Below are 12,912 nucleotides of genomic sequence, written 5' to 3'. Positions count from 1 at the left end.
GTCGAAACAGCCAAACCGGAGCAGTCGAGGTGTTACCGACTAATGCCGCCCGCTGGGGTGGACTCAATACAAACCTGCACAGTAACGACTGACCGCTTACCGTCAAAGATTCGGCCGGCCGTCGTTGGCCGCACTGAGACAGATGTCGGCCGGCGCAGTCCGACCGATTAAGCGGGCGCTCGAAACGCCCAGCAGACCGCCGAATAACAGACGCTCAACGGTTGCATGAGAGGTGGCTTGGGATCGCAAATTTAGCTGGACTCGCGAGCACAAAATTGACTGGACTGGCAGGAAGGCATGCATTCGATTGCCTATCCCTGCGCGGTCCATTCCGTCAGCCCCCGGGCGCAGGACTGTTTGCAGATGATCGGTTTTGGTCGCCTCCCGAGGTGTTTGAGGCAGCGACGAATGACTGCGCCAGGTCCAGCACTTTCGGCTTGTCCGGCTCTCCATCCATATAGGGTGCCTGAGTCAGCCGTCCGATGGTTTTCAGACTGCGGATCATCACCTTGCCGCTGTCCGGATAGGTGCAGACCTCGTGAGGATCATTCATTCCGACCGCAAAGTAGACAAGGTCCTCGTCGAACGGATTTGCCAGTTGGTGAGCGACGCCTGTGCCCGCCGGGCACGAGATGCAGTCGCCCGTCCGGATTTCCTGCACGGTATCGCCGTAGCGGAAAACACCTCGGCCCGACAGCACAAAGAACACCTCGTCCGCTCTTGCGTGCGTATGGAAGGGGCAAGCCGTTCGGCCCGGGGGCACCCGCGACAGGTTGGCACCGAGACGACCGGGGTTGACGTCAAGGGCCGGCGTTAAGGGCTTCCATGCGCTTCCCCAATGATCGCCCCCCATGCGCTCGACTTCGTTGACGTCGCCGACGTTGATGACAAGTGATGGCATCAACGCATGCTTAAACTCCTTCTCCATTTTTTTCTCCGTCGTTGATTGCATGTTCGGAAACTATAGGACCTACTATTTCTCTCGATCACGCTCACTTAGATTGAACCCTGCCGCACTTGCCGACTGTCCTCAAGCGCCCGCCATTCCTTGACAAGTTGCCTTCGACTTCTGGAATACCGGTCCTCCAAAAATGTGGCCTCGACGATACGGTCAACACGGAACAATCGGAATTCCTCCCGCAGTTCGCACCACGCGGCGATATACCGCCACGGCTCAACGAAACCCAAAACAATCGGCCATATCGTGCGCTCAGACGACACCCCATTGTGGTCCTCGTAGGTGATGTGCATCTTGCGCTGCTCTCGTAACGCCTGCCGCACGCGCGTTAAATCGAGCGTCGAGTTCACATTGTTCCGGCCGACGTAAAGGGTATCGTCACTCAAAGCCTCCCTCATTTCGGAGGAAAGGACAGCGCCGATTTTTGCCAACGCGTTTTGCGCTGCGCGAGCCAACGCGTTATCCGTCTGGCGACTTACCCACTGAACCCCGGCAACCAGTGCCTGCAATTCTTCCTCGGTAAACGACAACGGTGGCAGCAAGAACCCCGGCCGCAAGAGGTATCCAACCCCCGGAGCGCCGTCGATGTCGGCTCCCATCGCCTGAAGCGTTGCGACATCGCGACGAAGCGTGCGCAGCGACACGCCGGTTTCTTGCGCAAGCACCTCACCAGACACCGCCCCACGGTGTCGCCGAAGTACCTGCATAAGGTCAAACAGTCGTTGGCTTCGAGACACGCTCAGTCCGTCGAAACAAGCCCCTTTCCGCTGAACATGCGACCGGATTCGGTCGCCTCGATCAGCGCGGCTTCCTTGAAGTGTTGATGAAGAAAGCACAGTGTAGAACGGCACCATGCCAAATTCTGTCACCATTGAAACGAAAGGCAACAGTGTCACCAAAGTCGCTTTCCGCCAGCGAGTTGTTAGTCGGCATTAAAGCGGTCTACGAGTTTGTTGGATTGCGGAAAGCAAAGCCCCTCTGTCAAGGGTGCTTCCTTTGAAGGAGCCGTACGTTTCCAGAAGCTCGAACTTTCACGTACTCGAAAACGTATTCGTTCTACGTTGGCTTATCGTGGGACGCGGTCTTCTTCATAAAGACTGCCCAGTAAGCGATCTGGATCTATTTTTCTGGTCCCTAGGGCGGGACTCGAACCTCCACAGTTGTCAGTGCCAGGACCTGTACCTAGTGCGTCTAACAATTCCGCCACATCGGAAGGCGGCTGCTTTGCTATCGGGGGTCACTACTCTCTGACGGTATTGGATGACGGTATTGGCCCTGGGCCGTTGTCTAGTCCGCAGCAATACCGTCGCGCACGCCGCGTACGAGCCTGTCATTGGGTGATTTGTGCGAGAGGGATGGTTGTTTGGTCGACGGGTGGACGCTCCTGAACGACTTCAGACACAAAGCGCGGATCGTAGAAATGTCGCGGTGCCAAACAGCTCGCATAATGTAGGCGAGCAGAGGAGCATGTAGGGTGGTACGCATTACGATATCATGGTTGAACGGCTCGTCCCGACTGCACGCCATTGTTGGCTTCGCACGTTCGATCGAGAATCGAGTGGGAATTAGACACTAGCCTTCAAGGACCGATTCGGAGGTCTCATGCGCGCATTCTCGATGTCTCGCGGCCACTTGGTTTTCTTTGCATATACAGGACGGTTGTTAGAGCATGGCAGGGCACGGAGATTCGTGCCGTGCACGGAAATGTTGGGATCGATCTGCTGCCCTCATATGCGTGTAAAGAATTGAAGCGCAGAGACGCAGGCATCTTGCTGCAAACAATCAATCACTCATGCTCTGGAGAGCGTCGCCCCAATCCTGCATCATTTTCTGTCTTTCAGGCAGAAGCTCAGCTTTGTTATACGCTCTGCTTACCCGGTTCTTCTCGACGTGAGCCAATTGACGTTCAATCGCCAGTGGAGTAAATCCCTGTTCGTGTGCCCATGTGCTAAACGTACCGCGTGCGCCGTGCGCCCTGAATAGCCGTTCACCATTGAATCCAGTGCGAATCAGCGCTGCGTTGATTGTGGTAGGCGCCATGGGGCGCGATTTGTCTTTGACATTTGGAAATACATAGTCGTCAGCGGCGGTAGCTCCAGTGATTTTCCGAATTTCTTTCAAAATTTCAATTGCCTGAGTGCTCAGTGGCACGACGTGTGGATGTCCCATCTTCATGCGCTCGCCGGGAATGGCCCATATCGCAGATTTCAGGTCTATCTCGTTCCATGTTGCGCCCCGTAATTCGGCAGTTCGCACCGAGGTAAGCAACAGCAGACGCATTGCCAAACGTGTGCGCACGGTTCCCACGACCGACAATGAATTCAGTAATCGTTTGAGTTCATTGGCCTCGAGCGCGCGATTGTGTTTTGCGCTTTGCGATCGACTCCAGCAGGTCGTAGACGTGCGCTACCTTGATATCGCGTACTGGCATTTTCCCGAGCGGCGAATCTTTCACGTAGCGCGAGAGAAATCGTACAGCTTGCCCGCAGTAGTACTCGCTCCATCTGTCGCGGTTGTCTTCAATCCAGTCCTCGCAGACGGCCCAGAAGGTGTTCTTGTTGCGTGTGATCGTCTGCAATTGCTGCTGCTTCTCATAGGCCTTCGGGTGGATACCTGACGCCACCAGCCTGGCTGCATCGTTGCGACGTTGGCGGGCGCCGCTTATCGACAGATCGGGGAATCGTCCAAGGGTATAGCTGCAATCCTCGCCATCCAGCCGGTAGTCGAATTTCCATACCTTCGAACCGAAGACCGACACCCGCAGATACATGGAGTCGCGGTTACGGAGCTTATAGGGCTTGCCTTGCGGTTCGGCGTTCAGCAGGAGCGGCTGAGTGAGCTTCATGGAGTTCTCCTTGACGGACAACTACCATGAATTTCACCCGCAATTTACCCGCAAAACTATCGGAAGCAGGCGGGTTTCCGCGGATCAGGTCGGACTCCTGACCGTGAACCGGACTTGCAACCGGGGCGAATGCGTAAAGCCTCATCCATTCGCTATAACCGTTTACCAGAAAGCCCCCCGAGCGTTCGACATACCGCTGGCGGGACGTCTCGTAGACTCTGCGAAGCGCAAACCACGGCACCTGCGGCAGATCATGATGAACCGCATGATAGTTGTTGTTCAAAAACAGCAGCCGCCAGAACCATCCCGCTTCATTGACGACCGTGCGATGCGCATGCGTTTGCGCGACACGATGCTCCTGAAACGAGCGCACCGATGCGAGCGATAACGCGCCATACCCCACGCAGACGATAAAAACCCATGCCGGTATCTCGCACACCTGCTGCAGCCACGCGGTGAGCACGACCAACGCGGCGAGATGCGCGAGCCATGCGGGAACGTCGCGCCAGTCGCCGTCCCGGATCTTGCCGAGCGCCTGCGCGCCGGTGGCGGCAATCGAGAACGCTGGCCCGAGCAGCAGTCGTCCGATCAACGTATTGCGGAAAACGAGCAGCGCGCGCATCGCCGTTCCCGCGCGTTGCCACTCGGAGACGCTCACGAAATAGCTTTCGGGATCGCGGCGGGGCTGTGTCAGGTGCGCATCGTCGTGATGCAGAAGATGGGACGCGCGATAGATGCGATAAGGGAACCACACCGCGAGCGGCGCAAACCCGAGCAGCGCATTGATGAATCGCGAGCGGGTCGGATGGCCGTGCAGCAGTTCGTGCTGTAACGACATGTACCACGTACCGAGCACGGCCAGCAGCGCGGTCGTCAGCGGCAGACCGAGTGCGCGCGCATGCGTTGCCACGCCGAACCAGCCGCCATAGATCGCGGCGATCAGTGCCCACGTCGGCCATTGGGTGCGCCACGCGCGGCTTGCGGCAAGACGGGCGATGTCGTTGCGCTGCGTATCGTCGAGATAGATCGCCATCGTGAAATCGGTCGTGATGCAGGTTCAGTCCCGCAGGTTCAGACCGATCGTACGGGCCAATGCGGCGCGCCCGAACCATTTTATCGAGCAATGCATCTGCGCAATCGTGGATAGCGCGTGTTCAGCAAACGCTCAATGAACTTCGGCGACGCGGCACGCGTGATCGAGCAGTCCCTCGGCGGTGCCGCTGCCGCTTTCCACGTCGATGCTGCTGTTGACGATCAGCCAGCCGTCCGTCGCTGCAGACGGGCCCGCGCCTGTCACGAGGATCGTTTGCGCGGACATCGTCGCGGGGTCCGGATTGTCCCGGGCGACGATCCGGAACGGGTTGTCGGTTCCCGTCAGCGACATGACTCGCATGATCCGGTAGCGTCTGCCATCGAGCGTGTCCCAATGCCATTGGCCGGGCGTGTCGTGCGCATGACTCGCGAGCGCGACGCTGACGTCGCGCTGCATGCAGTCGATATGGATATGCAACTGGTTTTGCGAGCGGCGATATTCGGAGTTGATTTCGAGGCCGAGCTGATCGTCCGGCAGCTCACGCTTGACCGCTTTCCGAACGTAGCTGCGCGAATCCCACGCGTCGCTCCAATAGTCTTTCGCGTCGGGCGCGAGCACGAGCGGGCTTTCGATTCCGGTGATCCGGTCAGTCGGCATCAGCAGATACTGCGAGCGCCCGAGAATATCCTTCAGTACGACATAGCGTTTGTCGAGATCGACGAGCGTGCATTGGCCCGGCGTGCCGGTCGCCTGCTGCGATGGCACGCAGCGTATGTCGACGATCTTCCATAGCGCGTTGGAATCGACTGCGGCGAGACGCGCGCATGAGGTGGTGGCGAGTGCGACCGCGAGGGTTGCGCTCACCAGGCAGAGGCGAGGCAAGAGACGAGGCAAGGGGTGGCGCAAAGGGCGGAGCAAGGAGTTGCGTTTCAGGCGGGCGGCGGGTGTCGTCATCGTCACTTTGGGGAAGATTCTTGAAAGCGTATCAAAGGCGCGGCCGCCGAAGCGGAAACCGGAGCGGGCCTCGAAGCGGTCGTCAAAGCGGACCTCAAAGCACAGGCGCCGGCGGCGCACCGAGCACCTGTTCGAACGCGACGCCTATCGCGAGCAGCCGCCGGTCCGCACCATGCGGTCCATCCAGTTCGAGGCCGACCGGCAGGCCGCTCGCGCTCATTCCGGCCGGCAGCGAGAGCCCTGGAATGCCCGACGTGCTGGCCGGATCGGTATTGCGCAGAAACGCTTCCATCGTATCGATCGGCGGGCCGCCGTCGATCGATACCGTCGACGAGCCCTTCAGATCGTCGATCGGCACGGCAGTGAGCCTCGTGGTCGGAAAGAGCAGCGCGTCGAGATTCGCGTCCGCGAAGGTGGCGGCCATGTAGCGCTGCAGGCGCGGGCGCCAGTAGTTGAGCGCCGTGGGATAGTGTGTGCCGAGCACGTCGGCGAGCACTTCATCGTAAATCGCGCGCACGTCCGGGCTCGCAATGCGTGCGGCCAGCGCGGCGACCGTTTGCACCGGCGCACGATTCGCGACGAGCCACGCGAGCACGTCGTCGCGCGCTTCGTGAATCGCGATCGGGCCGCCGACCATCCCGTTCAGATAGTCGAGTTCGCTCATCGCGACCGGCACGAACGTGACGCCCGCCGCTTCGAGCTTTTGCAACGCGACGCGCGCGACGTCTTCGACCTGTCGTTCGAGTCCGTCCCACAGCGGCGCGGGCAGGCCGATGCGCAAACCTTCGAGCGCAAGCGCGGGCAGCGCAGCGCCACCGGCGATCACCCCGTCGAGCAGCGCGAGATCGGCGACGCTGCGCGCCATCGGCCCGACCGTGTCGCGCGTATGGCTGATCGGCACGACCGCGTCGGAATCGTGATAGCGCCGCTCGGCGCCGCCATTGCCGACCGATGGACGGAACCCCGCGGTGCCCGTCAGCGCGGCCGGGATGCGCGTGGAGCCGCCCGTGTCGGTGCCGAGGCCGGCGGGCGCGATGCGCGCGGCAATCGCGACGGCCGTGCCGCCCGACGAGCCGCCCGGGATCAGCGAAGGATCATAAGGATTGCGTACTGGTCCCGCATGCGCGGCGAAATTCGTGCTCGTGATGCCGAACGCGAGTTCGTGCATGTTGGCTTTGCCGAGCACGATCGCGCCCGCGTCGACGAGACGTTGCACCGACGGCGCGTTCATCGCCGGCACGAAGCCTTCGAGTGCAGGCGTGCCCGCCGAGGTCGGCAGACCCGCCGTGTTGATGTTGTCCTTGACGACGATGGGCAGGCCGGCAAGCGGCAGACGCGCTCGCGCCGTCGCGGGCAATGCGTCGATACGCTGCGCGGCGGCGAGCGCGCCGTCGAGGTCGAGCGTGGTGAGCGCGTTCAGATGCGAGAGCGCGGCGGCGCGCGCGAGCAGCGTGGCGACGTAGTCGACGGCCTTCAGGCGGCCGGACTGGAGCGCATCGACCGCTTGCGTTGCGGTCAGTGCGAGTTGTGCGTCGACGGTCCATGTCATGAGCGGCGCCTCCATATCGTTGGATGCGTCGCCGGCTGCACCGGGCAGATCGCCGCGCGCGATGCCCGCAGCCTGCCCTGATAGGAGCGCGGTGCCGGACAAACGCGGGATACGGAGAGAAGGTGCGGGCGTTCCGGCGGCATCCGTCGAGGTAGCGCACAGGTTACGCGTGCAGAAAGCGAACGCAAGGGTTCACCTATTCTGGCACAACCGCCGCGAATGCCGCGCGATGCACGACGACGGCGGGGCCGAGGCGCGAGGCGTCGACCTATACATCGCGGCCGTCCTGACCGACGCGGGGGAACGCCGATGAAGATGCCGATGAGGATGCCGCTGAGCCTACTGATGGTTATCGATCCACATGCGTCCCCAGTCGGACGCGTAGGCGAGTGCATGCTCTTCGTCGAAGAAGTAATCGAGCGCGTCGAACGAATACGCTTTGCGTCTGTTCGCGCTGAACTCCTCGATGGTCAGATTGGCGGCGAATAATCCATTGGGCAGCAGTTGCGTAGCCGCTTCGACTTCGTAGCCCTTGTAGCGGATGTGTGAGTTCATGATCTTGACTTGTTGATGTGCCCACGTGCGTTGTATCGAAACCAGTGCGTGCGGCGCCGCCCTGTCACGCCGGACGTTCGTCAGGCGGCGGGCAGGGGGTAGCGTAGGGCGCGCTGCGCAGCGGGTGAACCAATCTTTCGTCGTAAGCAAATCAGCGCGGGGCGGGAGTGATATTCAGGAGCCCGGATCGGATCAAAGTCGCTGTGTCCGGCCACACTATCGGCAGGGGGGTACGGTGTCTGTTATGTGCCGCACGGTTTGCGCGAAGCGCGCCGCCGAGGGCCGCCGCAGGTCGCCGCAGCGGCGCCAGGGTGCGCGAAGCAGGGGATCAGACCGCGTGCAGGACGCGCGAGGAGCGGGTGTCGGTGGTGGCAATCGTAGTGGCAGCAGCAGCGGCGGCAGCCTTGCCGGCTGTATGGCTGACGGCCTGATTGGACAACGCGGCCGGCACGCCTGATGCACGATGAGCATTGAACGCGAGCGCGAATTGCGCGGCCTGCTGACCAACCGTCGCGAGCTGTTCGACGACTTTCGGATCGGAGCAGGTGTCGGTGCTGTCGAAGCGCGTTTCCAGCGTGTTGATGCCCGCGCCGAACGGCGTTGGCCAGCCGCGCAGCGCATGCACGATCGAGCGCAGTGACGTCAGCACGGAACCTGCCGCCTGCCAGCCATAGGCGGTGACGATGCAGCCGACCGCGCGGCCGTCGAGATACGGCCGCTCGTCGGCGCGCAGTTCCTCGAGCGTGTCGAGGGCATTCTTGACGAGGCCCGAGACGCCGCCGTGATAGCCCGGTGTCGCGATGACCAATGCGTCCGCGTGACGCACGGCTTCGATCAGTTCGAGCTGTTCGCGGGTGCGCTCGGGCTGCTCCGGCGCATAGTGTGGCAGGCTATGCAGAAAGGCGCCGCCGAACAGGCGGGTGTCCGCGCCGGCGGCTTGCGCGCCGCGCAGCGCAAAAGCGAGCGCGCGCTCGGTCGACGAGGCCGCGCGTGTCGTGCCCCCAATGCCGACGATGAGCGGCCGGCGGGAATGATCGAATCTGCTCAACGAAATGCTCCTTCGGTAGCGGCTCATAAGGCGGCTGATGGCGAGGTTCAGGCGGACAGCGCATGAACCGCTGCGGCGCACCCGACTTTGAAGCGTCATCTTAATGACCGTGCGTCACACCGCTAAGCGACTTTTTGTTCTAACGATATAACCGCGCGGCGATTGGCGCGCTGCAATGCACGTGAACACGCGGCCGATAAGCATATGGCAAACGCTTGGTTAGGCACGTGCCGGGCGGCGGTTATGATGGGTCCGTCTCCTCCATGACATCTCCTTTGACATGGGACTCGGCCTCGCTGCGTCAGTGGCGAGGCCTTTTTTTCGCGTTTTTTATCCCTCTTGCCGTTGTTCTCGCGAGAGCGCACGCGATGGCCCGGCCCGCTTCACGGTGACGCCGTTTTTTGCATGCTACGATGGCCGCGTGGATTCATGGCGAGATCGAGCAAAGCATGGCAACCCTGTACGACACGCTCGGTGTGCACGCGCACGCCACCGACGAAGAAATCAAGCGGGCCTACCGCAAAGCCGCGATGAAGTGGCACCCCGACCGCAATCACGGCGCCGAAGATGCGGCGCACGCCGTGTTCCAGGAAATCAAGGACGCGTACGCGATCCTCTCCGACGCGGAACAGCGCAAGGTCTACGACACGGTCTACGCCGAGCAGATGCGCGCGTTCGAAGCGCAACTCTCGCGCCGCCAGCGGGCCCAGGCGAAGCGCGAGGCGGCGGCGCGCGCAGCCGACGAAGCGGCATATGCGGAGATGGTGTCGCTCGCGATGCGTTTCGCCGACGAGGGCCACAATCGCGACGTGCTGTTCGGCGTGCTGCTCGGGCGCCAATGCGAGCCGCAGCGAGCCGCGCAGATTGCGGACAGTGTGGCCGCGTTGCAGGCGGCGCGCCGCGAGGAAGCGCAGGCTGCGCAGAGAACGAAGGACGCGAAAAAGCAGGCGAAGGCGCGGGCCGCGCACGCGGATACAGCAACTGAGCCGGCTGAGCCGGTTGAAGCCACGGCCGAGGCCAGCACGGCGCAGACGAATCAAGCTGCCGCCGATCACGAGGCACCCCAACCGAAACGCGCGTACCGCGCGAAGCGCGATGAATCCGCAAGCGAGACGCACACGATGCACCCGGCCAGTACGCTCAGCAATCTCTGGCTCCAGTTTCTGAACGGTCTGCGGTTCTGACTGACACCTCGGGCCGTTCGCTTCCGTCTGTTCGTCACTCGTGCGCCAGCAGTCGCAGTTGTGCGACGAATTGTGTTCCGCGCTCGGCTGCGTGGCTGTAGTCACACCGGCGGTGTTTATTCCGTGCGTCGCGGTAGCAGGCATCCTCAACGGAGACATGGTTCGATCCGATGAATATTGACAGGGTAATGTAAGACGTTTTCCGCGCTGGTACACTACGGAGCGTTTCGCAGTGCGTTGTGCTCAGTGCCCGTGAATCGATGTCTGAAGCGAATTCGAGTGGCGCAAAAATGGAGACGCCGCCGTGTCACGGGGGCGCAAGACTGGGGCGGCAGAATGCCGCTCAGGGGCCAATAGAAAACATGGGTACGGGGTCAGCGTGACCAGAAAATACAAAGTGCTGTTTCTTTGTCGGGACAATTCAATCCGCAGCATCATTGCCGAAGCCTTGCTGCGCGAACTGGCGGGACACCGGTTCGAAGCATTCAGCGCGGGCCCCGAGCCGGCCACGCGAATTCATCCGCTGGCGCTCGCGCAATTGCGGCCCGGCATTTCCGGGCGCACGATGCTGAGCCCGAAGAGCTGGCTCGAATTCACCGGAGAATGGGCGCCGCATATGGACGTCGTCATCGCGCTCGATGAATCCGTGAGCGGACTTCATGCGCCGGTATTTCCCGGCGCGCCGTTATTTCTCGACTGGGCCATTGCCGATCCGCTCGCGGGCGGCCGTATGTCCGATGACGAACAGGCGCGTCTCTTCGACAAGACGTTCTGGCAGAGCGTGCGGCAGGTGAGCGCGTTTATCGAATTGCCGCAATATGCGGTGCATGCCGCGAATGCCGTCCATGACGCGCGCGAGACGGATGACGGTGCAAACCCGGTGCGCGGCGCGGCTGCGCATTTTGAAGCCTCCGCGATTTCAATCGTGCCCTGAAGCGGGGCGGCCCGGCCTCAGCGGCTGTCGGGGCGCGCGAGCCGGCTTCCGGCGAACGGGTCGTTCGACCAGTCCACCTGTTTTTTCGGCTGGGGCGCGGGTGCCGGCGCCGGCTTCTCCGACAATTCGAAGTGCTCGATTGACTGCCCCGCGCTAATGGCCTGCTTGAGCCACTGCGGCATTTCGCCGTTGCCGTCCCAACTGTCCCCGGTCGCATTGCGATAGCGCCCGTTTTTCTGGGGCAGCGACTCGGACGCGAGCGCGGCAGCAAGGTCGTCTGGTTTGATACCAAACTCTTCCATACGATGGCGGAGATACGCAATCATGCTATCTCGCTTCCTTTCGTCCATAAGATATTCGTCCTTCTAAAACGTCCTGCGTTCCGTCAGTTACAGATTGCAGGCAAAAGCTGCGAGGCATCGAGCCCTACAGGATGGGGCCGGCCCGCGGTGGGGTTGTTGATTGAAGGGAATGCTACGAGCCGCGTTAAAAAAACGTTGCTCCCTGAATTGCAATACGACGGCCTATGCCAAAGGCAGCCGCCTGAAAAACCGACCGTCAAACTGGATGTTTCAGATTGTTTCAATTAGCCAACATTTCAGCATGCCGCAGCGCGGCAAACGGGGGCAGGTAAGCCCGATGTCCACGATGAAAAATTTCTGTCTCGACGCATTGCTTGCGAATGGCTGGGATCACTTCCACACTTTCTGTCTTTCACCGGACTTTCGCCGGTGTGCGGGCGCCGCTTTTTGTGCGTTATAGCGACATCATAACGCAATGCGCGCGCAAATCACGCTTTGTTCACACTGATTTTATCGGTAAATGCGGTTTATCGAACGGTGTGGACATTTGACCACATCCGCGGAACCCCCCGGATTGAATTCCCCCGCGCGCGAACTATAAAAGAACTACAAAAGCAGCTCAACGCAAACTTGCTGCCGCGCTTGCGGCGGCCGATTCCGGCGGCGCGCGGGAGCGTGTCCGACATCGGTTGCAGGTGTGGCAATTCTTCACCCGTTTAGTTCGATGACCCGTCGCAGCAGTGGCGCATTGGCATCGACCCGTTCCTCGGCCCGCTTGGGCAGGTTGCGTTTCGCGGATCAATTCTTCTGGAGGACGAAAGCTGCTGCGCCGGATTCGAGGAGTCCGGAAATGAAAGTACGTGTATTGATGGTTGCCGCAAGCGCCGTTCTGTTTCTCGCGCCGAGGACAGCCAATGCCGCGGAGCCGGACGCCGGCATGTCGGGCCGCGCGCTGATGCAACAGAACGCGGACGAATCGGCGCAGGCTACCACCGACATGTCGTTCGGCCGGGGTTGGCAGGCACAGCAGGATCGCGATCAGGCGATGCGCGATGTCTCGTATGGCGGCGTTTCCGACGGGCAATCGGAAGCGGGGAACAGGCGCAGCCGGTCATGCGCTTTCGGGCCCCAATGCAAGGTGTATTTCGGGCAATGACCGGTTGGAAAGCGGAAGCCGAGGCGGGAGCAGTGCGCCCGCCGAGGCGCTTCTACAGGCACAGCGGATGCTGACGCGGGCGGCAGCATCCGCTGTGCCCTGGTTGTGGTATTCGGTTGTGGTATTCGTTAGCTATCGATGCAGCAGCAGATTCATCGGCGCACAGTGCCGGTCTCGACGCGTGCGTGAAAAAACACCGAAGCGTACGGGAGAGAATCAAACCTGAAGTCGGCACTGCCTGACGCCCGCATTTTTCGTTCACGCAGTGCCCATTGCGAAACCGTTGCGAAACAGTGGCAAAACCGTCATGACGATTTGCAACGACGAGGCTCGATAATTCACGAATGACAACGCCTCATGACCTGCCTTGCCATTCCTTTACACGTTTGTTAGC

13 protein-coding genes are annotated in these 12,912 nt (G+C 61.2%); 3 read left to right on the top strand and 10 right to left on the bottom strand.

The features are described 5' to 3' along the window. Positions 1-334: 334 nt before the first annotated feature. The 9 genes from B9Z01_RS34100 to B9Z01_RS34060 all read right to left on the bottom strand — a co-directional run bounded on the left by B9Z01_RS34100 (position 335) and on the right by B9Z01_RS34060 (position 8,942). Positions 335-928 carry a cupin domain-containing protein gene (locus B9Z01_RS34100; protein WP_167387619.1) on the bottom strand — a complete coding sequence of 198 codons (594 nt, stop codon included), beginning with the start codon at positions 926-928 and terminating at the stop codon, positions 335-337. A gap of 68 nt (positions 929-996) precedes the next feature. Further along, positions 997-1,695 (bottom strand): helix-turn-helix transcriptional regulator, encoded by a 699-nt coding sequence (locus tag B9Z01_RS34095; protein WP_244196251.1) that lies wholly within the window; start codon positions 1,693-1,695, stop codon positions 997-999. 1,045 nt (positions 1,696-2,740) lie between these two features. Continuing rightward, positions 2,741-3,256, bottom strand: a complete 516-nt coding sequence (locus B9Z01_RS34090) for a tyrosine-type recombinase/integrase (protein WP_244196250.1) — start codon at positions 3,254-3,256, stop codon at positions 2,741-2,743. Between the two features lie 40 nt (positions 3,257-3,296). Further along, a complete protein-coding gene (locus tag B9Z01_RS34085; protein ID WP_085489913.1) occupies positions 3,297-3,803 on the bottom strand; it encodes a tyrosine-type recombinase/integrase in 507 nt (168 codons plus the stop codon). Further along, complete coding sequence (locus tag B9Z01_RS34080; RefSeq protein ID WP_085489912.1) at positions 3,748-4,836, bottom strand: fatty acid desaturase; 1,089 nt, start codon at positions 4,834-4,836, stop codon at positions 3,748-3,750. Before B9Z01_RS34080 ends, B9Z01_RS34085 begins: the two co-directional genes overlap by 56 nt. 132 nt (positions 4,837-4,968) lie before the next feature. After that, complete coding sequence (locus B9Z01_RS34075) at positions 4,969-5,790, bottom strand: CDP-diacylglycerol diphosphatase (RefSeq protein WP_085489924.1); 822 nt, start codon at positions 5,788-5,790, stop codon at positions 4,969-4,971. Positions 5,791-5,884: 94 nt separating this feature from the next. After that, a complete protein-coding gene (gene iaaH, locus B9Z01_RS34070; protein ID WP_085489923.1) occupies positions 5,885-7,339 on the bottom strand; it encodes an indoleacetamide hydrolase in 1,455 nt (484 codons plus the stop codon). Between the two features lie 339 nt (positions 7,340-7,678). Further along, entirely contained in the window at positions 7,679-7,894 is a 216-nt protein-coding gene (locus tag B9Z01_RS34065; protein ID WP_085489911.1) for a transcriptional regulator, read from the bottom strand. 328 nt (positions 7,895-8,222) lie between these two features. Beyond that, positions 8,223-8,942, bottom strand: coding sequence for an NADPH-dependent FMN reductase (locus B9Z01_RS34060; RefSeq protein ID WP_085489910.1), 720 nt, complete (start codon positions 8,940-8,942; stop codon positions 8,223-8,225). A gap of 449 nt (positions 8,943-9,391) precedes the next feature. On the opposite strand from B9Z01_RS34060, the gene B9Z01_RS34055 reads away from it, so the two are divergent. Together B9Z01_RS34055 and B9Z01_RS34050 are read left to right on the top strand one after the other, a co-directional pair. Continuing rightward, the gene (locus tag B9Z01_RS34055) at positions 9,392-10,126 is read left to right on the top strand and encodes a J domain-containing protein (RefSeq protein ID WP_143809161.1); all 735 of its coding nucleotides are present in this window, start codon (positions 9,392-9,394) and stop codon (positions 10,124-10,126) included. A 379-nt stretch (positions 10,127-10,505) separates the two neighbouring features. Continuing rightward, positions 10,506-11,060, top strand: a complete 555-nt coding sequence (locus B9Z01_RS34050) for an arsenate-mycothiol transferase ArsC (RefSeq protein WP_085489908.1) — start codon at positions 10,506-10,508, stop codon at positions 11,058-11,060. Positions 11,061-11,077: 17 nt separating this feature from the next. Here B9Z01_RS34050 and B9Z01_RS34045 read toward each other — a convergent pair whose 3' ends face one another. Beyond that, entirely contained in the window at positions 11,078-11,410 is a 333-nt protein-coding gene (locus tag B9Z01_RS34045) for an H-NS histone family protein (protein ID WP_085489907.1), read from the bottom strand. 802 nt (positions 11,411-12,212) lie between these two features. Between B9Z01_RS34045 and B9Z01_RS34040 the strand changes: the two genes are divergently transcribed. Beyond that, complete coding sequence (locus tag B9Z01_RS34040; RefSeq protein ID WP_085489906.1) at positions 12,213-12,518, top strand: hypothetical protein; 306 nt, start codon at positions 12,213-12,215, stop codon at positions 12,516-12,518. Positions 12,519-12,912: the final 394 nt, after the last annotated feature.

Origin of the sequence: Paraburkholderia susongensis (genome assembly GCF_900177725.1) — a bacterium.
GTDB classification, from domain to species: domain Bacteria; phylum Pseudomonadota; class Gammaproteobacteria; order Burkholderiales; family Burkholderiaceae; genus Paraburkholderia; species Paraburkholderia susongensis.
This window is presented reverse-complemented; position numbering and strand designations above follow the sequence as displayed.

What these genes read in the sequence shown, in the direction of transcription:
- B9Z01_RS34100 (WP_167387619.1), bottom strand. Translation starts at nt 928, where the DNA reads ATGGAGAAGGAGTTTAAGCATGCGTTGATGCCATCACTTGTCATCAAC.
- B9Z01_RS34085 (WP_085489913.1), bottom strand. Translation starts at nt 3,803, where the DNA reads ATGAAGCTCACTCAGCCGCTCCTGCTGAACGCCGAACCGCAAGGCAAG.
- B9Z01_RS34080 (WP_085489912.1), bottom strand. Translation starts at nt 4,836, where the DNA reads ATGGCGATCTATCTCGACGATACGCAGCGCAACGACATCGCCCGTCTT.
- B9Z01_RS34075 (WP_085489924.1), bottom strand. Translation starts at nt 5,790, where the DNA reads ATGACGACACCCGCCGCCCGCCTGAAACGCAACTCCTTGCTCCGCCCT.
- iaaH (WP_085489923.1), bottom strand. Translation starts at nt 7,339, where the DNA reads ATGACATGGACCGTCGACGCACAACTCGCACTGACCGCAACGCAAGCG.
- B9Z01_RS34065 (WP_085489911.1), bottom strand. Translation starts at nt 7,894, where the DNA reads ATGAACTCACACATCCGCTACAAGGGCTACGAAGTCGAAGCGGCTACG.
- B9Z01_RS34055 (WP_143809161.1), top strand. Translation starts at nt 9,392, where the DNA reads ATGGCAACCCTGTACGACACGCTCGGTGTGCACGCGCACGCCACCGAC.
- B9Z01_RS34045 (WP_085489907.1), bottom strand. Translation starts at nt 11,410, where the DNA reads ATGGACGAAAGGAAGCGAGATAGCATGATTGCGTATCTCCGCCATCGT.
- B9Z01_RS34040 (WP_085489906.1), top strand. Translation starts at nt 12,213, where the DNA reads ATGAAAGTACGTGTATTGATGGTTGCCGCAAGCGCCGTTCTGTTTCTC.